Source organism: Bradyrhizobium sp. CCBAU 051011, assembly GCF_009930815.1.
GTDB lineage: Bacteria > Pseudomonadota > Alphaproteobacteria > Rhizobiales > Xanthobacteraceae > Bradyrhizobium.
On record NZ_CP022222.1, the window covers coordinates 8087785 to 8111500 of the forward strand.

The following is a 23716-nucleotide window of genomic DNA, read 5'->3' on the forward strand; positions in this document are numbered from 1 at the left end:
TGTGAAGACTCAGCGGCCACTTCGACTAAGCATGGAGAAGAAGATGTTTCAACGATTGCTAAAGGCGCGCAGCGTTGTCTATTTCAAGGCCCGATCGACTAGTCGTGATGCCGAAACTGATCGTGCCCGTGCTACGTCCATTTTGCGTTCGATAGAGAACGCGCTGCAAGATGCGATGGCAGAGCAAGCTGACCTAAAATCGAGTGTCGATGAAGCGTTAGCGCGGTCGGCAGTAACGTTGGGCAATGATTCCGATGAATATCTTACGCGCGATCCGGAAGACAACCATTATCAGAATTTGCTTGGCAGTGAAATAGCGGAAGGGGAACGGCGGTTGAACGAGCTAGAAGTCACTATCAGGCATATCCTGTTTTTGAAAACCGCGCTCGTCACGCGATTTCCGGACCTCGGCTTCGGAGACAACACTCCTCATGCGAAAGATATCGGATGAGAGTGGCTCAACAGGAACGTGGCCAATCCCTAGATTGGCGCGTTCCCCCTGATCGCTTGAGGTTTCGTTGGGACCGGCGGAGGCTCGCTGATAAAGGGTGAGCCCACCGCAGGCGAACCGAGGCTAGTTGGCACCGCAGTGCGCAGGAGAGCTAACCACATAGGCGCGCTCGACTGTGCCGCCGGTGAGTTTCTCGGTACCTCAGGCATTCGGGGCGCCTGTGGAACAGGGGTCGCAGGCCCAGCGATCGCACAACCCGTTGGTCAGACAGGCCGTAGATGGTTGAGCAGCAGCAGTCCGATTAGGGAGCGGCTTGCGATGTCCGCCCGGCCTCGTTAAGTAGAGCGGCGCGACCTCGCCATCAATCCAGTCCCAGTCGATCTTGCCTCGAGCTGCACCAACTCGCGCTTCAGGTTGATGATCTGATCCAGCCCGGCTCGAACCAGATCGCCCTCCCCAGTCGTCTTTGGCTTATTCGGTTGCATCGCCCTTCCCCTGCATCACGGAATCACGCGTCGATTCGAGAATCTGCTCAATAAAATTAGGAGCTCCCGAGGCTGCGAGTTGCAAAAGTTTGCAATTCCGCCTTCGCCAGAAAATGGAATCTCCGATCACGTCTTTAGGGATTCTTCACGAGCGACTAAGAAGTTTGCGCGGATAGCTTCACGTGCACGTTTCCGCTCTCTTGGTGAGCTGTTTTGGGCCATAGGCCAAGATAGTTTCGGCGACCCACCGGATTTAGTTTGGGGGCGCGCTCTTCGTGAATTGAATTAGCGGCACGTAATTAACCACTATCGAGAGCATGCTCTACCCGGTGGACTGGTTGCGATACCAACGAGTCCCATATCTCGAGTTCGCACTTGCCCCTTGAGCGATCAGCCGTGCTGCAGATGCGTCCCAACTGCTCACCTTGGTGAGGGAAATACTTTCAGCGCCCCCCAATGCGAAGCATTGTTGCTGCCTTGGCCGGCGTCATTTGCCCTCCATCTTGTCGTCCCGATCGTGTTCGGTTACGGACGTTGATGTGGAGAATCCGACTACTACCGCTAAATCATTCCACAGATTCTGCTTCGCACGCGCGTTTTCCTTCTTCAAGCGACGCGCAGAGAGTACTTCGGCGTGTGGCACGCCGATTGCTGAGATGAGGATTGCCGCAATTAAAGAGCGGCGCGCTGGTCGCCGACCTAGGAATTCACAATGAGACTCGTTCGATTGATCTTGATCAATGTGGCGTTGACGCTAGTCGTAACTGTACGACCGGCAGACATTGATGTGGCCGTAGCCCGCTAACTTAACCCCACCGACCAAGGAAATAGTCTTGAGCATCAAGCGGACGGCTCCTCACGAAGCAGCTGTGAGCTTGGGGCGCGAATGGACAATGCTAGAACCAGATCACGCAACGTGCGCAGCCGTTGAGGAGCAGCGCCGACCGCGAAGCAACGCTGGGTTCATCGATCTCCAAAAGGCCTGAGGCTCACGTGATCATTGAACACTATGATTAGGTGCTCGAAGGGCCAGACCTAGACCGCATGTTGGCTGGCATCTGGCAGTCGAGGAGGCTGACGATCAGCCTCACCAGCTCACGACCGGTGATGCTGTCTGCATCGGGATCGCGACGTTTGCTTGACTTGGTGATCTTCGATTTGCCGGTGCCTAGTCGACTAACGCAGCGCAAGCATGGGATACGAATGACGCACTGGAGCAAACCAAAACCGTGCGTGATTGAAGGCGGCAAGGCCGATCGCGCATTACACGCTGATACTTCGCAGCCGCGGATGGTGTGGAACCCCTGGCCGCTTGCGGCGCTCCTCCTCAACGCGCTCCTGTGGGCCGGTATCTGCTGGCTCATCTACGCGTTCTTATGAGCGAGACGGTGTGCCAACGCAGCCGAATGCGGCGCCACAAGGATGGACACCTTGGCAAGCGCAAACTTGCATCCACACCTGTGGTCATCGACTGACCTTTCTCAGCGGCTCGCGGTCTCCAGAATATTGGAGGCACGTACGTACGCACGCCGGGTGGATTAGCCAACTTATCGGTCACCAACGCAAGACGCCGCAATACGCTTCGCCATTGCGCCCCACGGACCCGAGGCGCGCAAGTCGATCTGCGTCAGGTCCAACTTGGGCAATGCGCAGTGTTCGAACCGCATGTACTCCCAGCCGGCGGCGACCGTGGCCGGCGCCGTTCGCCGATCCAGCACGAGATCCAGATGGTCGTCCTTGCGCCGGCTCAGGGCGGTGTCGTTCGTCGTCCGTGAAGAATTCCCAAGCCGTTGATTTGGAATCCGGAAACGGCATTTTGCAGTAATTGAATTTGCCGGAAAGCGGGCCTTTGGAGCGGGATTCCTTGCAAACTTGATTTGTGATTCACTCGCGCAGAACCGGCTTTGGCGAGAGATTCGATGCGGCCACGAGAGCGGAGCGAGACGGGGGAACAGGATCTTTTCCGCTCCCGGCTCGATCAGATCATCGACATGAAGCATCCGCTGGTGAGGCTGGGCCGCACGGTGGATTGGGGCTTTCTGGAAGGGCGGTTCGGCGAGGTTTACGATGATGATCCCGGCCGGCCGCCGCTGCCGACGCGCTTGATGGCGGGGCTTTCGATCCTCAAGCACACCTACGACCTGTCCGACGAGGTGCTGTGCGAGCGGTGGGTCGAGAACCCCTATTACCAATACTTCTGCGGCGAAGAATTCTTCCAGCACCGGTTGGTGTTCGATCGCTCGTCGCTGACGCGCTGGCGCAATCGCATGGGCGAGGAACGGCTGGCGGCGCTGATCCAGGAAAGCCTGTCGGTTGCCGTCAAGACCGAGGCAGTCAAGCCGTCCGAACTGTCGCGGGTGATCGTCGACACCACGGTTCAGCCCAAGAACGTGACGTTCCCCACCGACGCGAAGCTTCTAAACCGGGCGCGCGAGAAGCTGGTGCGGCTGGCGCAGCGCCATGGGGTGATTTTGCGTCAGTCCTATGCGCGGGTGGGCAAGTTCGCCCTGATCGAGCACCAGCGCTATGCCCACGCCAAGCAGTTCAAGCGCGCCAACCGGAAGCTCAAGACGCTGCGGACCTATCTGGGCCGCGTGATCCGCGACATCGGCCGCAAGATCGAGGGTAACAGCGGGCTCGAGGCGGCGTTCGCAAAGCTGCTGGCGCTGGCGCGGCGCGTGCGCGAGCAGCAGCAGCGTCAACGTGGGCCGAAGGTTTATTCCCTGCACGCGCCGGAGGTCGAGTGCATCGGCAAGGGCAAGGCCCACCGGCCTTACGAGTTCGGCGTCAAAGTCTCCGTCGCCACCACGATCGGCCACGCCAGGGGCGGCCAACTCGTCACCCATGTGAAGGCACTGCCCGGCAATCCCTATGACGGTCACACGCTGGCCACCGTGATCCCGGACATGGAGGCGCTCATCGGCAACATCATCGCGCGCCTCCTCGCCGACAAGGGATATCGCGGCCACAACGCCCCACCCGATTACAAGTTCAGGGTCTTCATCTCCGGCCAGAAGCGAGGAGTGACACCAAGGATCAAACGCCAATTGCGCCGCAGGGCCGCTGTCGAGCCCGTCATCGGCCATCTCAAAGCCGAGCACCGCATGGGCCGCAATTATCTCTGGTTCCGTCGCGGCGATGCAGCCAACGCCGTCCTCGCCGCCGCCGGCTACAACTTCCGCCGCCTCATCCGCTGGCTCAGGCTTTTGCTGCACCTCTTCCTGACCGCACTCTTCTCCGGCGGTCGGCTTAATCCAGCGTGAAATCAATCTTCTTCACGGACGACGCGTTCCCGCTCGCTCCATCCGTCGCATCGGGCGACGGCGTTGCGTCGGATCAGACCGACGGCAGCGCGCGCACGCCTCCCGCGCGTTCAGGCCGGCGTACGCTGCCCTCCCCCCGCAGCGTCGCTGCGGTAGCGGCCGGTCGAGGTCTGGTAGTACTGCGTGCGGAGGGCCGCCATGGCCTCGATCAACGGTCCCCACGGCGCGGGAAAGCGTTCTTCCGCCATCACCCGGTGCAGCATGCGCGTATGGCCGGCCAGCTCGTCGTTGAGGAACTCCACCGCAGGCATAGCCGGATAGCGCTGCAGCAGCAGGATCGCCGCGTTGTCGGCCTCGCCGGCCGACCTGTCCTTGTCGCGTCCATGCAGATCGTTCTGCAGGCGCCCTATCGCGGAGATGAGCCGCAGGACTTGGCGAAACGTCGGACGCGCGCGCAACGTCGCCATGTCCAGCCCCCACAGCAACGACAGGCAACAAAACACGTTGGCGTAGGCGATCGAATCGATGCCGTTGTACAGGTACTCGGCGTAGGACCAGCGTTCCGCCCCTGCCGCCTGCGCGTGGCCGGCGCGCAGCGCCGCGCAGTAGCACCGGGTATCGTCGAGAAGCTGAGCATAGTCGCGCCGATCGTAGGCGAGCGCGGCCAGCGAAGCGCGCAGCACAGCGCAGCCCTCGAATCCCGGGAGCGCGCACGGCACGCCCTGCCCCAGCGCCTGCTCCACCGCGGCGAGCTGCTCCGGCGCGATCAGGCCAAGGTCGTTGCAATCGTCGAGCCAGAACAGCAGCGCCAGTTCGCGATAGAACGTCACGATCAGCGTTTCGTCCTGCGGATCGCGGCCGGTGCGGGCGCTGGTGTCGCGCAGGCTCGGGTGGATGCGCTGCAGGATGTACTGGCCGCCCCTGACCGCTTCCACGGCATGCTCGTCGGCGAACCCGGTCAGGGAACGCCCCCACTCCAGCACCTGCTGCAGCGCGCGTCCGGTCTGGATCATGGCGCCGCTCCTGCTCCTTCGGCCGGGACGCGCCGCCCCCAACGAAGCGCCAGCCACAACCCGGCGAGTTCGGCCACGCGCACGACCCGGGTGGGGCAATACAGTTCCTTGCCGATCCACAGCGGCATCTGCGGCAATCGATGCGCCACATGGCGGGCGAGCATCCACTCCAGCGCACGCGCCACCGCCTGCGCGATGCGCCGGCGCCCAGTCGGCTCTTCCCTCCCGTCCATCACGTGCAACGCGAACAGCGCATAGGCGGTTTCCTCGAATGTGGACGCGCGACCGGCGCCCCAGCCTCCGTCCTCGCGCTGCGCCTGCAGCAGCGCCGCCAGCGCGCGCTCGGCGCGCCACTGGGGCTTGCCTTGCGCCAGCGCAACGACGGCGTGCGCGGTGGGATACAGCCACGAAACGTGCCATTTCTCGTTGTCCCATAGACCGTTCGGGTTGCGATTGGCCTCGACGTAGGCGCTGGTGCCGGCGGAGGGCTTTCCCAACAGTCGCAACGCATGCAGGGCATGAATGTTGGTCGACACCGAGCCATTGCGCTCGCCGGGGAAGGTGACGAACTTCTCGCCGACTTCGAAATGGCGCAACGTATCGACGGCCGGGTCGCGGCCTGCAAGGCGCAGGACGCACAACGCAACGGCGGTGTCGTCCGCATCGGCTGCGAAGTGCAAGGCCGGGCCCAGACCGCGCACGCCCAGGCGGGCGTCGAGCTGCGCGACGATCACGCGCACCGCCTCGGCGAGCGCGGGATGCGCGAACAGCCCGGCCAGATGCAGGGTGTACAGCGACCAGCATGGCTCGAACACATTGATCGGCCAGACGTTGGGAACGACACCTTCGATGCCGCTGCGCGTCGCTCGCGATGCCGCCTGCAGATACGCGTCAGCGCGCCCGACCTGCGGCGTGCTCCCCTGTGTCACGGCGTGCGCACGCCACGCGGCGGTGGCCGCCGGACTGATGCCGATACTGCCGTCATCATCCGGACATGCGGTGGTCGGCGACGTCCCCCAGGCTTCCCAGGAGTGCAGCAACGGATGGCCGCTCGGCAAGGTCGCCACCGCCGACAGCTTGCCCAGGCACGCTTGCCGCAACGGCAACAGCGCCGGGTGGCGCGGAAACGCCACGCCGCCCAGCAAGGATGCGGCCTCGCCGCAAAACTGCGGCAGGATCAGCTCCGCGCCGATAGGCGCGTCTTCCGGCACCGCATGCGCGTAGGGATCGGGCTGGCGCTGGAGGAATCGGGTTGCAGCCTGGACTGCGTCGGCAGCGCCGGGAAGAGGATCGGCACGCTGCAATGCCAGCAACGCCGCCCACGTGGGCGCATGGCGAAACAGCGGGAAGTCCGCGCTTCCCCATCCGCCATCGGCCTGCTGCTGCGCGATGAGCCACGCGTATGCGTCCTGCCGACCGGTGACGTTGCCGTGGAACTGCAGAGCTCGCGCCGTGTCGTAGACGGACGGACCGACGCTGCCGCCATCGCTCATCTCGCTCAGCAGGTGGCGCAATTCGGAAAGGATCTGTTCGGACAGCGCGTTCACGTCGGATGTTCCTTCTGCAGACGCTTGACGAGAGCCAGGATCGGGCAGACCCCGCGCACGTCGCCGCAGGCAGTTGCGGCCCGGCGCATGGGCAGCGCCGGATGGCCGCTTGCTCCGGCGCGGCGACGCGCCCCGATGCTGCGCCGGTTCGCTGCATGGGTCTCCGCGCAGCGCGCCGCGTGCGCCGCGGCCGTGCTGGGCAACCGCTGCGATCGGCGCAGCGGACTCGGACAGAGTGCAGCATGCACCGCTGCCGCCTGCTGATCGCAGCGGCACAGGGGCGATTCCATGCGGACGGGCGCGCTCACGCGCATGGCACGTGCTTGAACAGATAGGCGTTGGCCCGCTGCAGCATCTGCGCCAACCTTTCCGCACGCGGCCCCAGCGGGGCGATGGCCTCCCCGGCGTCGCGCAACAGATCCGGCGCGAACTGGCGCGCTGCCTGCAGCCCCATGATCGACACACAGGTCGGCTTCTGCGCCGCCGCGTCCTTGCCGGGGGTCTTGCCCAGCGTCGCGATATCCGCTGTCGCGTCGAGAATGTCGTCGACCACCTGTAACGCTAGGCCGAAACAGGCGCTGTAGCGATCGAGCGCACAGTATAGCGCAGCGTGCGCGGCATCCTCCGCGATGGCGCATAGCGCGCCCATGCGAACGGACGCGCGCACTAGCGCTCCGGTCTTCATCCGGTGCATCGCCAGGATCCTGTCCAGCTCGACGTGCTTTCCAACCAGCGACAGATCCATGGCCTGCCCGCCTGCGGCACCCTCGGCGGATACCGCCTGCGCCAGTTCGCGCACGAGCGCGATACGGTTGTCGCCCGGCGCATCCAGGCTCGCCAGGGTCAGGAAGGCGTGCGCCTGCAGCGCATCGCCGACCAGGATCGCAGTGGCTTCGCCGAACTTGACGTGCACGGTCGGAAGCCCGCGGCGAAGCACGTCGTCGTCCATCGCGGGCAGGTCATCGTGGACCAGGGTACAGGCGTGCATCATCTCGATGGCGGCGCTGACGTTGTCGAGCATGTGCGCCGGCGTGTCGGCCAGCGCCCCGGCAGCCAGACAGAGCAAGGTACGGGTGCGCTTCCCGCCATGCAAGGTGGCGTAGCGCATCGCCGCCATCAGCTCGGTCTCACCGTCGTCTTCACCGCAGAGAAGACGCGTCAGCGCCTGTTCGACCCGCTTTGCGCCGTCCTGCATCCAGATCTCCGGCAGCAGCCAGCCGGATGCGCCGCGCGCCTGCGCGCCCAATCCACCGAGCGCGGAAACGCCAGTTCGCTCGCCGTGTGGTGTGCAACCGGTCTGCATGTTGTTCATGTCATTGTACCTGCCAGGAGGCGGCCACGGCGAGCGGCGAGCCGCCGCGGTGTTGCCGGCCTCGCACCGAGCGCGCGCGCCAAGTGCAGCAATGCCGCGCGTCGCCGGCGCCGCTGCCTCACCACACGGGGCATGCGATGCCAGCTCATGAGAATCCGATGCGGATAGTCATGGACGGATGTGCGGTCGGGTAATAGCGCCGGCCTTTTTCGACGCCGCTCAGCAACCGCGGCCGCACCCCGGCCTCGTGCATGGTCAGCGCCAAGGCGATACAGAACTGCACCAGTTCCAGCCATGCCAGGTGGTAGCCCATGCAGACGTGTGGGCCGGTACCGAACTGCAGCATGTCCACCGGCCGGATCGGCTCGGTGCGTTGCAGCCACCGCGCCAGCCGAAACTGATCAGGCGCCTCGTGCAGCAGCGCCGAGGTCGAGAAATGCAGCAGCGGGATGCACAGATCGGTGCCCGTAGGAATGCGCCGTTGGCCGAGTCGCAATTCACGCAGTGCGCGACGCACTAGGAGCGGCGTCGCCGGATGCACGCGCAGCGTCTCGCGGAACAGCGCCTCGGCGACCGGACACTGCGCCAGGTCCGCGTGCCGGGTCGGCACCGCGCCTACGCGTTGCGCCTCCTCGACCAGGGCGTCCCACAGCCCAGGCCGCCGCGCTAGCTCGATCACCATCCAGGCCATCGTCGAGGCGGTGGTGTCGTGACCACCAAGCAGCAGCAAGCGGATATTGGCGACCAGGACGTCATCGGAAAGCGCATCGTCGCTGCGATCGAAGGCGCTCACCATGTCGTTGATCAACCCGGTGCGCGAGGCATGTTCGCGCGCGGCGCGGACGAACTCGCGCAACCGCGCATCGATCCAGTCGCGGGCGGCGCGGCCGCGCCGCAAGGGCAGTCCGGGCAGGTCGACCGGGGGCGCGACGATCAACTGCAGCAGTTGCCGGTACTTGCGATGCCATCCCGGCAGGTCCTGCGCGGGGATTCCCATGAGGCTGAAGATGAGCTTGAGCATTAGATCGCCGGTTTCGCGCAGGATGGTGACGTCGCCCCGGTCGCGCCACCTCTGCACGCGCGCCCGGATGACGGGCGCGAACAGCTCGCCGATGCCGGCCTGAGTCATACCCTTGGGCAGAAGCGCCGCCTGGATCGCATCGCGCGCCTGCCGGTGCGCGATGCCGTCCTGGGCGACCAACGTTCCGCCAAACAATTCGGGCGCGATGTCTTCGATCAACGCCGAGGACACGTCCTTGTGCCGGAGCAGTGCGAGAGCATCCGGATCCAGACTGGTCATCAGGTGTCCGGCAGGGCCGAAATCCAGCCAGAAGTGGCTGCCCAGCGTCCGTTCCGCGCGCCGCAGCAGGCGCGGCAGGTCGCAGATGACGGCGGGAAGATGCCCGACCAAGGGAAAAGCGCCCGGCACGACCGGGATGTCGTGCCGCAGCCGATGCCGACGGTTCAGCGGGTTGAGCAGCATGTCCATCAGCAGCGCGGCGCCGCGTCCCCTTCGGCGGTCGCGCCGGCAGGCCGCGCGGCGCGGCTGTTGCCACCGTCGGCGTATGTCGGCACATGCGCCAGCATGCCGCCGTCGATGCACACGACCTGGCCGGTGATGAACGCAGCATCGTCGGAGAGCAGGAACGCCACCAGCGCGGCCACATCGTCGGGGCGGCCGACGCGCGGCAGGAGCTGGTGTCGGCGCAGATGCCGTTGCACGCACGCGTCCAGCTTGGCGAGGAGACGCTCGGTCATGATGAGACCGGGCGCAACCGCATTGCAGCGGATCTGCGCATGACCGTACTGGGTGGCGAGCGAGGCCGACAGCATGTTCATCGCCGCCTTCGACGCGGCGTAGGATGTCAGCGCGGTGTCACCGCTGAGCCCCTGGCACGACGACATGTTGACGATCGCGCCACCGCCGCGGGCGATCATCCGTGGGATGGCCTGCCGGCAGCAGAGCAGCGTGCCGCGCAGATTGGTCGCCATGGTCTGATCCCAGACCGCAAGGTCCAGGTCGAGGATCGCGCGGTCGCGCGGGGTCAGATGCATGGCGCTCGCGTTGTTCACCAGCAGGTCGACCCCACAGAAGTGCCGCTCCGCCGTCTCGAACAGCGCTGCCACCGCCTGCGCATCGGCGATGTCCATGGCCAGGGCCAGCGCGTGGCCCGCTTCGGCCGCGATCTGCGCGGTGCAGGCGATAGCCGCCGAGCCATCAATGTCGGCCACCACCACTCTGCCGCCCTCCCGCGCGATGGCGAGGGCGCATGCCTTGCCGATGCCGGCGCCGGCGCCGGTCACCACAGCCACTTTGCCTTCAAACCGTCCCATCGCGTCCTCCTGGATTGCGTTAGTCTTTCGCAGCATGCCGCTCGGCCTCCGGCGGAGAACGCAAGGTTGGCGCTGGCGTGCTCGTCATCCCCAGTGTCGCTTTCGATGACCCGAATGGCGGCGACCGGGCACTGGCTGGCCGCGAGCCGCACGGCGGCGTGCAGCGCCTGCGGGACCGTCGCCACACACACTTCGGCCACGCCGTCCGGTTCGCGCTGGCGAAAGGTGCCCGGCAGCGTCAGCACGCACTGCCCCGTGGTGCTGCACAGATCCTGGTCGACCACGACGCGCATCTCAGCCTCCCCCTCGCGCATGCAGCCGCACCGGCAGCGCGCGGAACGTCCTAAGGAACGCGGAGGGCTCCCGGGTCGGCTGCTCGGCCAACGCTAGCGCGGGGAAGCGCGCCTGGATCCGCGGCAGGCTCTCGGCCAACTGCACCCGGGCCAGTTGCGCACCGAGGCAGAAGTGGATGCCGTGGCCGAAGCTCAGCATGATCTTCCCACCGGTCGACATGCCAGGACTGGTGCCGTAGAACCGCGCGGGATCGAAGCGGTCGGGATCAGCGAAGGCGTCTGGGTCGCGATTGCCGGCCGCGATCAGCACGCGCACGTCCGCGTTCTTCGGAATCACCACGCCGCCCAGTTCGATGTCGCGCTGGGCGATACGCGGAATGGAGCTGAACATGGCGGGCGCGTCGCAGCGCAGGACTTCTTCGACGAATGCCTTTACCCCCACGGCGTCTGCCTGCAGCCAATGCCGCTGTTCGGGATACGCCAGCATGGCCAGGACCGCATGGTCGATGGTCGCAGCAGTTGTGGCGAAGCCGCCCAGCAGCATGCCCCACAGCATGCTGATCAACTCCACATCCGACAGCGTGTCGGCATCGTCGTCGTGTGCGCCGACCAGCATCGACACGATACCGTGGCGGGGATCGGTGCGCTTGCGCTGTATGAGGTCGCCGAAGTAGGCCTGCACCCTGGCGCTGGCCACGTCCGCCGCGGCGAGCTGGCAATCGCTGGCGTGCGGGCTCAGGCCTTCCGCAATGGCGCCGATGCCGGCGGCGAGCCCGAACATGTCGTCCTGGGGCAGGCCGAACAGTTCGGCAAAGACCAGCATGGGCAGGGCCAGCGCGAATTCCCGATGCAGGTCGACCGCCTCCCCACGCTCTAGCGCCGGCGCCATGCCGTCCAGGCGCGCTGCGACGATGTGCGCGATGCTCGGCCGCAGATTGTCGATCTGGAGCAAGGTGAAATCGCGCGAGATCAGCCGGCGCAGACGCGTATGCGTCGGTGGGTCCTTCATCGCTAGCGTGGACGCCAGCAGCTTGAGCGACAGGCTGGTTGCCGCACGCGGGAAATAGCGCGCCAGTTCGCCCGGCGCCGGTCCCCGAAACGCATCGCCCGTGGCCGTGAGCGCCCAGTAGATGTCGGCGTGGCGGCTCAACAGAAAGAGGCCCGACGCCGCGCGATGCACCGGATCGTGCTCGCGCAACCACCGCATGAACGGATACGGGTCGTGGATGCACGCTGGCGACGCCAGTTCCGCGAAGGCGTCGCGGCATGCTGCAGTGGTTTCTCGCACGTCCATCTTGGTTACCTGTTGGCTGGCTGATCTGACCGGCGCGCGCCAGGCGCCGGCAAATTGCGGAGAATAATCGCGATCCCCGGCGCCGTCCGCGCATCACCAGAGCACCGGGACCTCCTCGAACCCGCCGGTAATGATCGCCTTGCGCAACTTCAGTTCTTCGGGCGCCACGGCCAGGCGCAGCGCGGGAAAGCGCTGGAAGATCGAACCGAACACCACCTTGAGTTCCAGCCTGGCCAGCGCCGAGCCGATGCAGTGATGCGGCCCGTAGGAGAACGCCAGGTGCTCCTTTTCTTCGCGTCCGATGTCGAAGATTTCCGGGTCGTCGAAATGGCGCGGATCGAACGATGTCGCCGGCAGGCCGACCAGCACCTTACTCTCCGCGGGAACATGCACGCCCGCGATCGTCACGTCGGTTCTCGGATAGCGCATGATGCCGTCCCAGCCCGCGCCAGGCGGGTACATGCGCAGGATTTCCTCCACCGCCTTGTCCACCAGGGAAGGATCGCCGACCAAGCGTTCGCGCTGTTGCGGATGGCGGAACATAGCCAGCAGGCCGAATTCAATCTGCGCGACGGTGCTCTCGTGCCCCGCCACCAGCATGCCCGCCGCCAGGCCGATCGCCTCTTCCTCGGTCGCCTTGCCCTGGTCGACCGCCGCGAGCAGATCCGTCAGCAGGTTGTCGCCCGGATCCTGGCGCTTGTCCCGCATCTTGCCGCGAATGTAGGCGCGCAGTTCTTTCCAGGCCAGGCGCGACGCGCTGCGCGGGCCGCTTTCATGCTGATGCGTCATCACCTCGTCGGACAGCCCGGCGAAAAAGGCGTGATCCTCGTAGAGCACCCCCATCAGCGCGCTGATGACCATGGCCGGAAGCGGAAAGGAGAGGTGGCGCCGCAGGTCGGCGGGCTGGGGCTGGGCCGCCAGTGTCTCGAATAACTGCGCGGCGATCGCCTCGACGTGCTGCACGAGCAGCTTCACCCTGCGGTTGCTTAAGGCCGGCGCCACTATGGTGCGTAACCGGGCATGCTGGCCCCCCTCGTGCGAGACCAGCCACCCCGGCGAACCAAGAATCACCGAATCCGGGGTGAATGCGGCCGGCGGCATTCCCGCGGGCCGGAACGCCGCGTCGGACAGCACCGCCTTGGCCTCATCGTAGCCTGTCACCCACCAGCCTTCGTGCCCGGATGGGAAGCGCACGCGGTGGATCGGACCGTCGGCGCGTAGCGCCAACATATCGGGCGAGGGCTCGATGTGATCGACGCGCCACATCGGCAGCGTCGGCAAAGGTTGTTCGGACATGGTGGCACTTCACTCTCTAAGCGACGCAAGGGCGGTAGGTGACCGGCAGGTGCTGCGGGCAGCGGCCTCACTTGCGCTTGCGTTCACTTCTGTTCGTCGACGATGATCGGCGGGGAAGGCGGCCAGACCCTAGGGCCTCAATTTGGCTTTTGCCATCTACCGAATCTTGTAGTAGCCCCCTAAGCTCAAGGTGAAAAAATGCATGCTTGGCCTTGAAATAGCATCGCGATGACGACCAAGAGCGAACGCAAAGCTCACGCGCCTGTACGTTGGAGGCGCCAGCTCCGGCATTTCTCTATCGCCGTACACTGGGCGCGTTAATCGCCCCTTCTTCACACAGTCGAAATCCTCCCTCGAACGCGTTGGTGTTGGCGCCGAGGCGCACGTTGCGCGGCAGTCAGCGAGCAGCGCTAGATCATGTCATGACCACGCGTTGCCATTCCTTCCTGCCGGCACGCTTGAGCGCAGCGTTCTCGGCCGTTGTATCGGTCATCGCACAAGCGGCTGCATCCGACTTAACACCGGTGAATGCGGTCGAGCGTCGATCTCCTATGCTGCAACAGCACCGGCCCAACGCACACTGCCGGGTATAAGGTGCGTGGGGCCGGTTGGGGATGGCGCGGCACTTGGTCGTCCAACCCAGACAAACCCGTGCAAATGATATGCCACACGAAATAGTGCCGATGATCGGCGTCGATTCGCCGGCGTCGGGCGCACGGATTTTCAATTGCGGCAGGACGCGCCTACCTATGGGCCATTTCCTCCTTAGACTAGTGGCTGGACGATCGCCGGATTTCGAAGTAGGCGAGACTTCGTTGCGCAGTGTGGCCAGAGGGGCGTGGGCATCCGAACGGATTAGATATACTGCGTCACAAATCATGACGACGCATGACCTTCCATTTCGATTGCGCAGCAGGAACATCTACGTAACCTCTAAGCAAATGAGCTCGCGACGCACCGCCGCATGCTAGCGAGCGAGTGCGTATGTCACGCACCGTTTTCGGCGGGAGCGCCGCGGGTCAGCTAGTCATTCATTGCATGAGCGGGGTGGCCCCGGAGTCGCGCCAAGCGCGGGGGCAAGCAATCAACGCTGCCGTTGCGCCATTGACATTCCGCCAACCTTGTTTCGATAGACCGAGGTCAACTTCCTTGAACTATCAAGTATTTTGCTCGTTCTCCCACTGGATCAGTTTCGCCTCCCGTCCATTCCGGACCATTTCTTCGGGCGGCAGCGGCCCCCTGACGGGCGACCACACAAAATGCGCAGCAAGAACGCCCGTCGTTTGAAGGCTCGTTCGAAGCTGTTCCGCTCACGTGTATATGAGAGTCCTAACCTGCACGCTTTCGCTCATATCGGCCTCCTTTGCATTTACGCACTATTGCGATTCCTCGTTTCGACGCTGCCACCCCTGGACAAAACAGTGCACAGGATGTCGCAAACGGTGACGCCACTTCGAAAAACCTTACGTACGAGCTTGTGAGGTTGGATTAGCCTTCGCAACAACTTGCAAGCGGTTGCGACACGTGTAGTTGTTGCGAAGCGCACATGCTCGATGTCGGGAATCTACCAAGCTGTTTGCGGACGCGACATCGGAGTTGCCGCATGCGTGGCGTGCGGTGTTGTTGTGAAGGAGAAGAGAGTATGAAGTTCAATCGCAGATGCCTGTCGATCCTGTTTTCGTTGCTTTCGGCTGTGAGCGTGAGCACGATGGCCAAGGCCGATGAGCCCTCGCCGAAATACGTTGAGGTGCTCAGTGCCCTGCAGGCCGGCAAGAATGTGAAGCTCATATTGGACCTAAGCCGCTGTACCACGCTCGATGGCGGCAAGCCCGGACCAGCGACGCAGGCCGGGCTGCTTATTAGTGCGTTCAGGGTGACCGCCCAGAACGGCATCAGCTTTGCTAATGCGCATCAAACCGTGGATAGCTCGGGACAGCCAGTGACGGAATACATTCGCCACAGCCTCAGCCGCGAAGGCAAGCTTACGGTGCGGGCATCCAAGCTGATCGTCGGGGCGACCGAAGTAGTACATCAGGGCGAATTCGTGTGCGAACTGCCGGACGGCGCAAAGTTCGTTTCTTCTCTCCAGTGATCTTTCGGGTGCAGTTTTATCGAGCCATAATATCGTAACCAAAATCGTGACGACGGCCATGTCATTTCTGGCCGTCTTTTCGTAGCCGGTGGCCGCGCGGCGAAGTTACTTACCGTTTACTGAAGCAGCATTTGAATGAGGTGGTGCTGACCTACCAGACCGTTGAAGAACTCGGCCGCGTTCGCAAGGGACGCCTGAATGGTCGCTTTTGTGTATGAAGAACTGGCCGACCGCCTGCCCGTATTGCCGATCATAACCGATCCGCGACCGCGAGCGGAATCATTCTCGTCGTCTCCTTACCATGAGAATTCCGAGCAGGCCGAACCCCCTCGCGAGCCGTAGCGGAACTCGAGAAGGCGCTCCAGCGCACCGAAGGCTAAGGCAATTTCAGCATCGGACTTACCCTTGAAGGTGAGATGCGCCTCTTAGAACAAGATGGAGGAAGCGCTACCCAGTCGTCCGTGAAGAATTCCCAAGCCGTTGATTTGGAATCCGGAAACGGCATTTTGCAGTAATTGAATTTGCCGGAAAGCGGGCCTTTGGAGCGGGATTCCTTGCAAACTTGATTTGTGATTCACTCGCGCAGAACCGGCTTTGGCGAGAGATTCGATGCGGCCACGAGAGCGGAGCGAGACGGGGGAACAGGATCTTTTCCGCTCCCGGCTCGATCAGATCATCGACATGAAGCATCCGCTGGTGAGGCTGGGCCGCACGGTGGATTGGGGCTTTCTGGAAGGGCGGTTCGGCGAGGTTTACGATGATGATCCCGGCCGGCCGCCGCTGCCGACGCGCTTGATGGCGGGGCTTTCGATCCTCAAGCACACCTACGACCTGTCCGACGAGGTGCTGTGCGAGCGGTGGGTCGAGAACCCCTATTACCAATACTTCTGCGGCGAAGAATTCTTCCAGCACCGGTTGGTGTTCGATCGCTCGTCGCTGACGCGCTGGCGCAATCGCATGGGCGAGGAACGGCTGGCGGCGCTGATCCAGGAAAGCCTGTCGGTTGCCGTCAAGACCGAGGCAGTCAAGCCGTCCGAACTGTCGCGGGTGATCGTCGACACCACGGTTCAGCCCAAGAACGTGACGTTCCCCACCGACGCGAAGCTTCTAAACCGGGCGCGCGAGAAGCTGGTGCGGCTGGCGCAGCGCCATGGGGTGATTTTGCGTCAGTCCTATGCGCGGGTGGGCAAGTTCGCCCTGATCGAGCACCAGCACTATGCCCACGCCAAGCAGTTCAAGCGCGCCAACCGGAAGCTCAAGACGCTGCGGACCTATCTGGGCCGCGTGATCCGCGACATCGGCCGCAAGATCGAGGGTAACAGCGGGCTCGAGGCGGCGTTCGCAAAGCTGCTGGCGCTGGCGCGGCGCGTGCGCGAGCAGCAGCAGCGTCAACGTGGGCCGAAGGTTTATTCCCTGCACGCGCCGGAGATCGAGTGCATCGGCAAGGGCAAGGCCCACCGGCCTTACGAGTTCGGCGTCAAAGTCTCCGTCGCCACCACGATCGGCCACGCCAGGGGCGGCCAACTCGTCACCCATGTGAAGGCACTGCCCGGCAATCCCTATGACGGTCACACGCTGGCCACCGTGATCCCGGACATGGAGGCGCTCATCGGCAACATCATCGCGCGCCTCCTCGCCGACAAGGGATATCGCGGCCACAACGCCCCACCCGATTACAAGTTCAGGGTCTTCATCTCCGGCCAGAAGCGAGGAGTGACACCAAGGATCAAACGCCAATTGCGCCGCAGGGCCGCTGTCGAGCCCGTCATCGGCCATCTCAAAGCCGAGCACCGCATGGGCCGCAATTATCTCTGGTTCCGTCGCGGCGATGCAGCCAACGCCGTCCTCGCCGCCGCCGGCTACAACTTCCGCCGCCTCATCCGCTGGCTCAGGCTTTTGCTGCACCTCTTCCTGACCGCACTCTTCTCCGGCGGTCGGCTTAATCCAGCGTGAAATCAATCTTCTTCACGGACGACTACCCAGCTGTCCGTTTCGATGATGCGCCAACGTTCAGGGTCTGGGCCAAGCCGGGTCTTGGACATCGCCGTCCCCGCGGTCGCGCCAGATTGTAGACGGTGGTAGCGAAGGTAAAAGCGCTTGTGATGCGATTACGGAGAAAACTGAGCGTTTCTTGCCCTGCGACCGTATTGACTTGGCCGAATGCGTCCTCGCCGCCGTTGCAGATGCGCTGCTGACGGCATATCCGCCGTGCCGGCTCGTTCGCCATCCATTGCGAAACTGCGGCCGCTAGTGTTCTCTCCAATACGCGGCGACATTTCATCGACCGCAGGTCGCTAGTGAAATCTTCTGCATCTTGGCTTTGACCGCGCCGAGCGTAATCGCTCGGCGGCTAGGATCGGCATCGTCCCGCCCATTGCCGGATAGATGCGGCGATCTGGGCGATTTGCTCGGCCGGATGCCGGCGCGAATTCCGTTTCGTGCGGCCGTAATCCCTAAAAGGGCCATGTTTCCACAGCCGGCTTGCTCGCCGGTGCGTCCATGTAGCCCCTGTAAGTTCGTTTATGAGTGGGGAAAGCCCTATTTTCTAGGAGCAAAGCGCAACCCGCCTCAAATCTGGGCGAATTTGGGGGTTCCCGCGTACTTCCCGGGCTCCTCCCCGGCGCTAGGCGCCAACGGCCACAGCGCGAATCAGCGTCGGCGTGATTTCAAGACCACCCTTCTGCGGCGTCCTCAAGAGTGATGCACGGAATTCATGCCTTGCGTCGGTGCTCGTCGCCGGACCCCTGCAAAGGCGCACATTGAGTGCGCCATGGGAAAGCTCTTCAAAAAAGCAGCTTCCCGCTGCGCAACGTTCTGTCGGGACACCGCAGCGGCGATTGTCAGCCATAGAACCAATGTCGGCAACTTGACGCTACACACACTTACGAAGTGCCGTCAAAAATCTGCAGTTCAATTCGGCACGCCGCTTGCTTCGTTCGCGGCATCTCACAACCGCAGTGCGGTGATCTTCAGGGGCGGACTCGGCGCGCAGTTTTCAATCGAGGACCTTGAACAGAATGAACAAGCCTACCATGCCTCAGTCGGTTACGGCCGCACCGCAAACCGAGGCGCTCGGTGTTTTCTTCGAACAGGCCTTCGAACGGCAAATCCGACTGAGCCCGATGAGAGAGGCCGCACTGCTGGGGCGCAAAGATCGCCAGCATCTATGGGACGAGATCGACGAACCAGCACGGGACCAAGCGGTTCGCGAGATTCGGCAGGACCTTGATCGACTGCGCGCGGACTTCGATCCTCAGACGTTGCCGGACGCGGCCAAGCTCAGCTATCGGCTGTTCGAGAGTAATTGCGTAACAGCGCTAGAAGCGGACAAGTTCCGGCATTACAACTACCCTCTAAACCAAATGGGTGGCTGGCAATCGTCCATTCCAGCCTTCCTGCTCAACCATCATCCCATCGATGCTGTCGAGGATGCGGAGGCCTACATCTCTCGCCTCGAGGGCGTCCGCAGGTTTGTCGCACAACTCATCGACGGTGTCGAGCTGCGTTCTCGTAAGGGGATTTTCGCTCCCAGATTTGTTTATGACAAGGTCATCCAGGATTGTCGCAATCTTCTGAGTGGGGTGCCCTTTCATGCTTCAGGAAAGGACTCGACGTGGCTTGCGGACTTCCGCATCAAGCTCGAGGCGCTGCCAATATCTTACGCGAAGAAGCCCAAGCTTATTGAAGCAGCCATCCAAGCGATGATCAGGTTCGTCCAGCCGGCTTACGTCGATTTGATTACGGCGGCGGGCCGACTCGAGGCCTCGTCCAGCACCGACGATGGCGCTTGGAAGCACCCCAACGGACTTGAGTTCTACGCGCAGGCGCTCAGGCACATAACCACGACGGAGCTGTCGGCCGCCCAAATCCACGAGTGCGGACGAGAGGAGGTCGGCCGGATCCACGGAGAGATGGAAAAGATAAAGAACTCGCTTGGCTTTGGCGGCGACCTCGCCGCCTTTTTTAAGCACATCAAGACAAACCCCAAGTTTGTCTATCCCGATACCGAGGAGGGACGGAGCACCTACCTCAGCGAAACGTCCCGCATTTTGGATGCGATGTACCGCAAGCTCGGCGATTATTTTGGCAGGCTTCCCAAGGCTCCTTTGGTTGTCAGGCGCGTCGAGCCCTTCCGTGAGAACTCTGGGGCCCTCGCCTTCTATCAGCGAACGACGGCTGACGGCAGCCAGCCCGGCGTCTACTATGTTAACCTGTCCAGAATGGAGATTCTGAAGACGTTCCAGCTCGAAGCTCTCGCCTACCACGAGGGCGTGCCGGGTCATCACATGCAGATTGCGATTGCGAGAGAACTGACCGGAGTTCCCGCCTTCCAGAAGTTCGGCTCGTACACCGCCTATGCGGAAGGGTGGGCATTATATGCTGAGTCGCTCGCCAAGGACATGGGTGCGTATCGCGATCCGATGTCCGATTTCGGACGGCTTGCGGCGGAGCTATGGCGCGCAACGCGGCTTGTGGTGGATACCGGCATCCACGCTAGTCGCTGGACGCGCGAACAAGCGATCGACTACCTAAGCAAGGTAACGCCGAACCCCTTGTCCGAAATCATAAGTGAGGTGGAACGCTATGTCGTCTTACCGGGCCAGGCTACTGCGTACAAGGTGGGCATGCAGCAACTGCTCGCGTTGAGGAGCAAGGCAAGCTCTCAGCTGGGCCGGGCATTCGACGCGCGCGAGTTCCACGACATCGTCCTCGGCAGCGGTGCACTTCCCTTCGGACTCCTCAGCGAGCTCGTCGATCGCTGGATCGCAAGCAAAGGCCCCGGCGCAACTCCTCGCGGCTAACGTGCGATGCGCAGATCGAAGGCGAGACGATCTGATCCTGCTTCTGTCGCGTCATTTGGGCCGGACGCGAAACGAGGAGCCATGTTCCGGGTGCGATTATGTGCCGACGGCCCGAATGATTTTGGTCGCCGACGATCGAGCGAGCCGCCCGAGGGTGAAATGGTTGGAAGGTTCGATCTCCTGCCCCAGACATCTGAAAGAGGAACTGTCCACCTGTAACTGGCCGCGGCCGAGGAAGCCGCGCATTTTTGCTTGGTTGGGCCGCTAGCGAGACGACGTGGCCTGCGCCAAATTGATCCAGGTCAATCGTGCGGTTTGCAACGCAGGGCCAAGGGCATTCCAAGCGCCGACACGAGAACAGTGGCAGCACCTAGCCACTGTTTTGCAGTCAGGGTTTCCTGAAGAAAAACAGATGCAAAGATAGACGTAAACATCGGAACTAGCGGCAGCAACAGTGCGGCCGCGGTCGCGCTCATGCGTTCCAGCGCAATGCCGTAGAGAAGAAACGGAATTGACATGAGCAGCAATCCGGATGCGACCACCAAAATAACATCAGTGATAGTTGGCGTGAGCATCGGCAATGGACGAACACCAATCCATACACATGCCACTGCTGCGAACGCGACGATTTGGCTTACTGTCGTAAGCCGCAGCGCATCTATCCGATCCGACATCAACCGGACTGTGATGCTGTAGAGCGAGGCAAATAGAACACCGCCGAGGACGAGGCCGACTCCCAGTCCGCGCGTTGCGTAGGGATCGGGTTCAGAGGTCCAGCTCAGCAAACTAACTCCGGCAAGGGCCAACAAGCAGAGCAAGCCGACGCCCCGGTTGGGGATCTCGCCAAGAATCAACCACGCGAGGAGTATGATCATGGGCGTTTCAACTGCGAACAGGATCGCTTCCACAGACGCCGGCAGCATCGTCAGGCCGAAGGTCGACAAACCAGACGCAAGCGCCGGCTGCAGGAGGCCCGGAAGGCCAGCACGCCAATCGCTCAAGCGAGGCGGCGCGCCTGACCAGATGGATAGTACGGTCAGGCTTGCGGCGCTCACAGCCAACTGCCCTGTTAATAGCGAGAGCGGCTCGATACAGCAGAGGGCGGCCTTGGACAGGACGTTTCCGATACTCCAGCTGACCATCGCAAGGGTTCCGCAAAGAAGCGGTACGAAAAGGCTAGGCTGCTTCATCGGATGGCTTTTCGCTTGCATCAGACCGTATGACACCCAGGTTCGTGGAATAGGTCAGCAGCCGTGGATGCCTCCATGGTTAGAGGAAACGTCGCACTCAGCCTCCTCCAGAGATAGCGATCAAGGTTCGGGACGGTACCGGATCTGCGAGATAAAGAACCAGGGTGCAAACTTTAGGCATCGCTTGTTCAATCGTGAGGTTGATCACGCGCCCGATGAGTGAATGCTAACGGCCGAGTAATCCAAATCGGCCCGCATGCGTGTGACGCATCGAGCAAAAGGAACCACCCTAACCGCTCCTAGAGAGCTACTCAGGATTTTATCGAAAATCCGGCCAAGCATCAGGAACTGCGATCGGGTGCTGCGTCGCCATCCTTTTTGAGCGTCGGCCACTCCTCTGCGCGTCGGGCTAGCTTCTCATATTCCTCGGCGATCTTAAGGAGCCTATCTCTGGACTTGCCTTCAGCGAACGACACCGCTTTGGTCCGCGTCGCTTCCGCACGGCTTCGCCAGAATTTTGGATCGTAGAACGGATCTTTGGGTTTCATGTACATGAGATGCACTTCGTGCATGAAGAGAATGCGACACCAGCCCTCCGTATCATTACGTAGTTGCCCTCCCCGCAAAATTCGCAAATTCGAATCCAATCCGTATTTCGGAGGGAGTGAAGCCGGGGACGCGATTGGCTTGCGCAAATTGCGGAAGTCACCCGGCCCAGCCGTCAACTCAATTTGCATCGATGACGGCTGTCCTGATGACCGGTGCGCCTCCGGCCTCTGCTGAGCGCAGGTCGAGCCAAGCTCAATGAGGATTTCTGAGTGCGCGCGCTAACCGTCGGCGACAGACCGGCGGGTTGAGCTAGAACAAAGTTCTTCCGCCCCGGGTCCGCTACATGATCCGGCGGGGTGAAGGAGAAATGCAGATGCGATCGGATCTGGCGCAACCCTATGGGCAGGACAGGCTGCCGCGCTACACCAGTTACCCCACGGCTCCGCACTTCTCGCCGGCCATCGGCGAGGAGGACTACCGCCGCTGGCTGAAGTCGATATCGCTCCAGCAGCCGGCGTCGATGTACCTGCACGTGCCCTTCTGCCGGTCGATGTGCTGGTACTGCGGCTGTCACTCCTCGGTCACCAAGCGCGAGGACCCGATCGCAAACTATGCAGCGGGCCTGCGCACCGAAGCGGGGCTCGTAGCCGAAACGATCGGCCAGCGACTGCCGATCTCCCATATTCACTTCGGCGGCGGGACGCCGACAATCATGTCGCCCGAGATGTTCGCGGACCTCGTCGGCGCGCTGCGGTATGCATATTTCGTTCTGCCCGATGCGGAGATCGCGGTCGAAATCGATCCGCGCACGCTGACTGAACAGATGACGAAGGCGCTCGGCTATTGCGGCGTCAACCGCGCGAGCCTGGGAGTCCAGAGCTTCGATCCCGCCGTGCAGCGCGCCATCAATCGCATGCAGAGCTTCGAGCAAACCGCAGCGTCGGTCGCGCGCCTGCGCCATCTTGGTATCAAGCGAATCAATTTCGACCTACTCTATGGCCTACCTCTTCAGACAGTGGATTCATGTCTCGATACCGTCGCCAAATGCATCGAACTCCGCCCGGATCGCTTTTCGGTGTTCGGCTACGCGCATGTCCCCTCGTTCAAGAGGCATCAACGCAAGATCGCTGATGATGCCCTTCCCGGCAGCATCAAGCGCCACCTGCAGTCCGAAACAATAGCGGAGGCTCTGCTGGACGCCGGCTACGTCCGCATCGGCCTCGACCATTTCGCTCTTCCCGACGACAATCTGGCCATCGCGCGGCAGGACGGCCGGCTAAAGCGCAATTTCCAGGGCTACACCGACGATTCCGCCGACACGCTGATTGGCCTCGGTGCCAGTGCGATCGGCCGCATGCCGCAAGGCTTCATTCAGAACATCGTCCCGACGCGCGACTATCTCGCGCGCATCGCCGAAGGACGGCCTGCGATCGCCAAGGGCTATCGCTTCACCGCGGAAGATCGTTTCCGTGCCGACATCATCGAGCGGATCATGTGCGATCTTGCCGTCGATCTGTCCCGGATATCCAAGGTACACGGCCGTGACCTCAAGTCCGCCATCGTCGATCGATCACGAATCGAACGCCTCATCGTCGACGGGGCAGTGACCATGATCGACGATCGGCTTTCAATCAGCGAGGGCGCGGAATTCCTGGTTCGCAGCGTCGCATCAGCATTCGATGCGCATCTTGCCAGCTCCGCTGCGACGCACAGCCGGGCGGTCTGATCAAGCTCACTTTGCCGCCAGCGAGGGCGTTTGAACAGCCTCCAGGTCTCCGTCGCGGGTCTGGGGGGT

General features: G+C 62.7%; 16 protein-coding genes and 3 pseudogenes. 7 read left to right on the plus strand and 12 right to left on the minus strand.

What is annotated here, in order from left to right; genetic code table 11:
* The first annotated feature begins 31 nt into the window (after nucleotides 1–31).
* Nucleotides 32–451: a hypothetical protein gene (locus ACH79_RS38190; protein WP_246738306.1), complete on the plus strand. Its 420-nt coding sequence runs from the start codon at nucleotides 32–34 to the stop codon at nucleotides 449–451.
* A 228-nt stretch (nucleotides 452–679) separates the two neighbouring features.
* Here ACH79_RS38190 and ACH79_RS44520 read toward each other — a convergent pair.
* Nucleotides 680–936 (minus strand): annotated as a pseudogene (locus ACH79_RS44520) (IS5/IS1182 family transposase); the annotation flags it as partial.
* Nucleotides 937–1980: 1044 nt separating this feature from the next.
* On the opposite strand from ACH79_RS44520, the gene ACH79_RS38195 reads away from it, so the two are divergent.
* Nucleotides 1981–2316, plus strand: a complete 336-nt coding sequence (locus ACH79_RS38195) for a hypothetical protein (RefSeq protein WP_161855457.1) — start codon at nucleotides 1981–1983, stop codon at nucleotides 2314–2316.
* Between the two features lie 224 nt (nucleotides 2317–2540).
* Here the strand turns inward: ACH79_RS38195 and ACH79_RS38200 are convergent.
* Nucleotides 2541–2738: pseudogene (locus ACH79_RS38200) on the minus strand (hypothetical protein); the annotation flags it as partial.
* A gap of 117 nt (nucleotides 2739–2855) precedes the next feature.
* Here ACH79_RS38200 and ACH79_RS38205 point away from each other — a divergent pair.
* On the plus strand, nucleotides 2856–4199 hold the full coding sequence (locus tag ACH79_RS38205; RefSeq protein ID WP_161851761.1) for an IS5 family transposase: 1344 nt from the start codon (nucleotides 2856–2858) through the stop codon (nucleotides 4197–4199).
* Between the two features lie 110 nt (nucleotides 4200–4309).
* Here ACH79_RS38205 and ACH79_RS38210 read toward each other — a convergent pair whose 3' ends face one another.
* The 8 genes and pseudogenes from ACH79_RS38210 to ACH79_RS38245 form a co-directional block, all read right to left on the minus strand.
* On the minus strand, nucleotides 4310–5212 hold the full coding sequence (locus tag ACH79_RS38210) for a hypothetical protein (RefSeq protein ID WP_065754549.1): 903 nt from the start codon (nucleotides 5210–5212) through the stop codon (nucleotides 4310–4312).
* Complete coding sequence (locus tag ACH79_RS38215; protein WP_161855458.1) at nucleotides 5209–6759, minus strand: hypothetical protein; 1551 nt, start codon at nucleotides 6757–6759, stop codon at nucleotides 5209–5211. The genes ACH79_RS38210 and ACH79_RS38215 overlap by 4 nt, the downstream gene beginning before the upstream one ends.
* A 304-nt stretch (nucleotides 6760–7063) precedes the next feature.
* On the minus strand, nucleotides 7064–8062 hold the full coding sequence (locus tag ACH79_RS38220; protein WP_161856789.1) for a polyprenyl synthetase family protein: 999 nt from the start codon (nucleotides 8060–8062) through the stop codon (nucleotides 7064–7066).
* A gap of 154 nt (nucleotides 8063–8216) precedes the next feature.
* The gene (locus ACH79_RS38225; RefSeq protein ID WP_161855459.1) at nucleotides 8217–9560 is read right to left on the minus strand and encodes a cytochrome P450; all 1344 of its coding nucleotides are present in this window, start codon (nucleotides 9558–9560) and stop codon (nucleotides 8217–8219) included.
* The gene (locus ACH79_RS38230; protein ID WP_161855460.1) at nucleotides 9560–10405 is read right to left on the minus strand and encodes an SDR family oxidoreductase; all 846 of its coding nucleotides are present in this window, start codon (nucleotides 10403–10405) and stop codon (nucleotides 9560–9562) included. The genes ACH79_RS38225 and ACH79_RS38230 overlap by 1 nt, the downstream gene beginning before the upstream one ends.
* A 19-nt stretch (nucleotides 10406–10424) precedes the next feature.
* Nucleotides 10425–10698: pseudogene (locus ACH79_RS38235) on the minus strand (ferredoxin).
* A 1-nt stretch (nucleotide 10699) separates the two neighbouring features.
* Nucleotides 10700–11992: a cytochrome P450 gene (locus ACH79_RS38240; protein WP_161855461.1), complete on the minus strand. Its 1293-nt coding sequence runs from the start codon at nucleotides 11990–11992 to the stop codon at nucleotides 10700–10702.
* 93 nt (nucleotides 11993–12085) lie between these two features.
* The gene (locus ACH79_RS38245; protein WP_161855462.1) at nucleotides 12086–13288 is read right to left on the minus strand and encodes a cytochrome P450; all 1203 of its coding nucleotides are present in this window, start codon (nucleotides 13286–13288) and stop codon (nucleotides 12086–12088) included.
* 1642 nt (nucleotides 13289–14930) lie between these two features.
* Between ACH79_RS38245 and ACH79_RS38250 the strand changes: the two genes are divergently transcribed.
* The 3 genes from ACH79_RS38250 (at nucleotide 14931) to ACH79_RS38260 (ending at nucleotide 20182) form a co-directional block, all read left to right on the plus strand.
* Nucleotides 14931–15380, plus strand: a complete 450-nt coding sequence (locus ACH79_RS38250) for a VirK family protein (protein WP_161855463.1) — start codon at nucleotides 14931–14933, stop codon at nucleotides 15378–15380.
* 609 nt (nucleotides 15381–15989) lie between these two features.
* Nucleotides 15990–17333, plus strand: a complete 1344-nt coding sequence (locus ACH79_RS38255; protein ID WP_161855464.1) for an IS5 family transposase — start codon at nucleotides 15990–15992, stop codon at nucleotides 17331–17333.
* 1064 nt (nucleotides 17334–18397) lie between these two features.
* Nucleotides 18398–20182: a DUF885 family protein gene (locus tag ACH79_RS38260; RefSeq protein WP_161855465.1), complete on the plus strand. Its 1785-nt coding sequence runs from the start codon at nucleotides 18398–18400 to the stop codon at nucleotides 20180–20182.
* Between the two features lie 302 nt (nucleotides 20183–20484).
* Here ACH79_RS38260 and ACH79_RS38265 read toward each other — a convergent pair whose 3' ends face one another.
* Complete coding sequence (locus tag ACH79_RS38265; RefSeq protein ID WP_161855466.1) at nucleotides 20485–21372, minus strand: DMT family transporter; 888 nt, start codon at nucleotides 21370–21372, stop codon at nucleotides 20485–20487.
* Nucleotides 21373–21713: 341 nt separating this feature from the next.
* Nucleotides 21714–22109, minus strand: a complete 396-nt coding sequence (locus tag ACH79_RS44525; RefSeq protein ID WP_246738307.1) for a hypothetical protein — start codon at nucleotides 22107–22109, stop codon at nucleotides 21714–21716.
* Nucleotides 22110–22294: 185 nt separating this feature from the next.
* On the opposite strand from ACH79_RS44525, the gene hemN reads away from it, so the two are divergent.
* Entirely contained in the window at nucleotides 22295–23647 is a 1353-nt protein-coding gene (gene hemN, locus ACH79_RS38275; protein WP_161855467.1) for an oxygen-independent coproporphyrinogen III oxidase, read from the plus strand.
* Nucleotides 23648–23716: the final 69 nt, after the last annotated feature.

What these genes read in the sequence shown, in the direction of transcription:
- ACH79_RS38265 (WP_161855466.1), bottom strand. Translation starts at nt 21,372, where the DNA reads ATGAAGCAGCCTAGCCTTTTCGTACCGCTTCTTTGCGGAACCCTTGCG.
- ACH79_RS38190 (WP_246738306.1), top strand. Translation starts at nt 32, where the DNA reads ATGGAGAAGAAGATGTTTCAACGATTGCTAAAGGCGCGCAGCGTTGTC.
- ACH79_RS38250 (WP_161855463.1), top strand. Translation starts at nt 14,931, where the DNA reads ATGAAGTTCAATCGCAGATGCCTGTCGATCCTGTTTTCGTTGCTTTCG.
- ACH79_RS38230 (WP_161855460.1), bottom strand. Translation starts at nt 10,405, where the DNA reads ATGGGACGGTTTGAAGGCAAAGTGGCTGTGGTGACCGGCGCCGGCGCC.
- ACH79_RS44525 (WP_246738307.1), bottom strand. Translation starts at nt 22,109, where the DNA reads ATGCAAATTGAGTTGACGGCTGGGCCGGGTGACTTCCGCAATTTGCGC.
- ACH79_RS38245 (WP_161855462.1), bottom strand. Translation starts at nt 13,288, where the DNA reads ATGTCCGAACAACCTTTGCCGACGCTGCCGATGTGGCGCGTCGATCAC.
- ACH79_RS38205 (WP_161851761.1), top strand. Translation starts at nt 2,856, where the DNA reads ATGCGGCCACGAGAGCGGAGCGAGACGGGGGAACAGGATCTTTTCCGC.
- ACH79_RS38225 (WP_161855459.1), bottom strand. Translation starts at nt 9,560, where the DNA reads ATGGACATGCTGCTCAACCCGCTGAACCGTCGGCATCGGCTGCGGCAC.
- ACH79_RS38260 (WP_161855465.1), top strand. Translation starts at nt 18,398, where the DNA reads ATGAACAAGCCTACCATGCCTCAGTCGGTTACGGCCGCACCGCAAACC.
- ACH79_RS38255 (WP_161855464.1), top strand. Translation starts at nt 15,990, where the DNA reads ATGCGGCCACGAGAGCGGAGCGAGACGGGGGAACAGGATCTTTTCCGC.
- ACH79_RS38195 (WP_161855457.1), top strand. Translation starts at nt 1,981, where the DNA reads ATGTTGGCTGGCATCTGGCAGTCGAGGAGGCTGACGATCAGCCTCACC.
- hemN (WP_161855467.1), top strand. Translation starts at nt 22,295, where the DNA reads ATGCGATCGGATCTGGCGCAACCCTATGGGCAGGACAGGCTGCCGCGC.
- ACH79_RS38210 (WP_065754549.1), bottom strand. Translation starts at nt 5,212, where the DNA reads ATGATCCAGACCGGACGCGCGCTGCAGCAGGTGCTGGAGTGGGGGCGT.
- ACH79_RS38220 (WP_161856789.1), bottom strand. Translation starts at nt 8,062, where the DNA reads ATGCAGACCGGTTGCACACCACACGGCGAGCGAACTGGCGTTTCCGCG.
- ACH79_RS38240 (WP_161855461.1), bottom strand. Translation starts at nt 11,992, where the DNA reads ATGGACGTGCGAGAAACCACTGCAGCATGCCGCGACGCCTTCGCGGAA.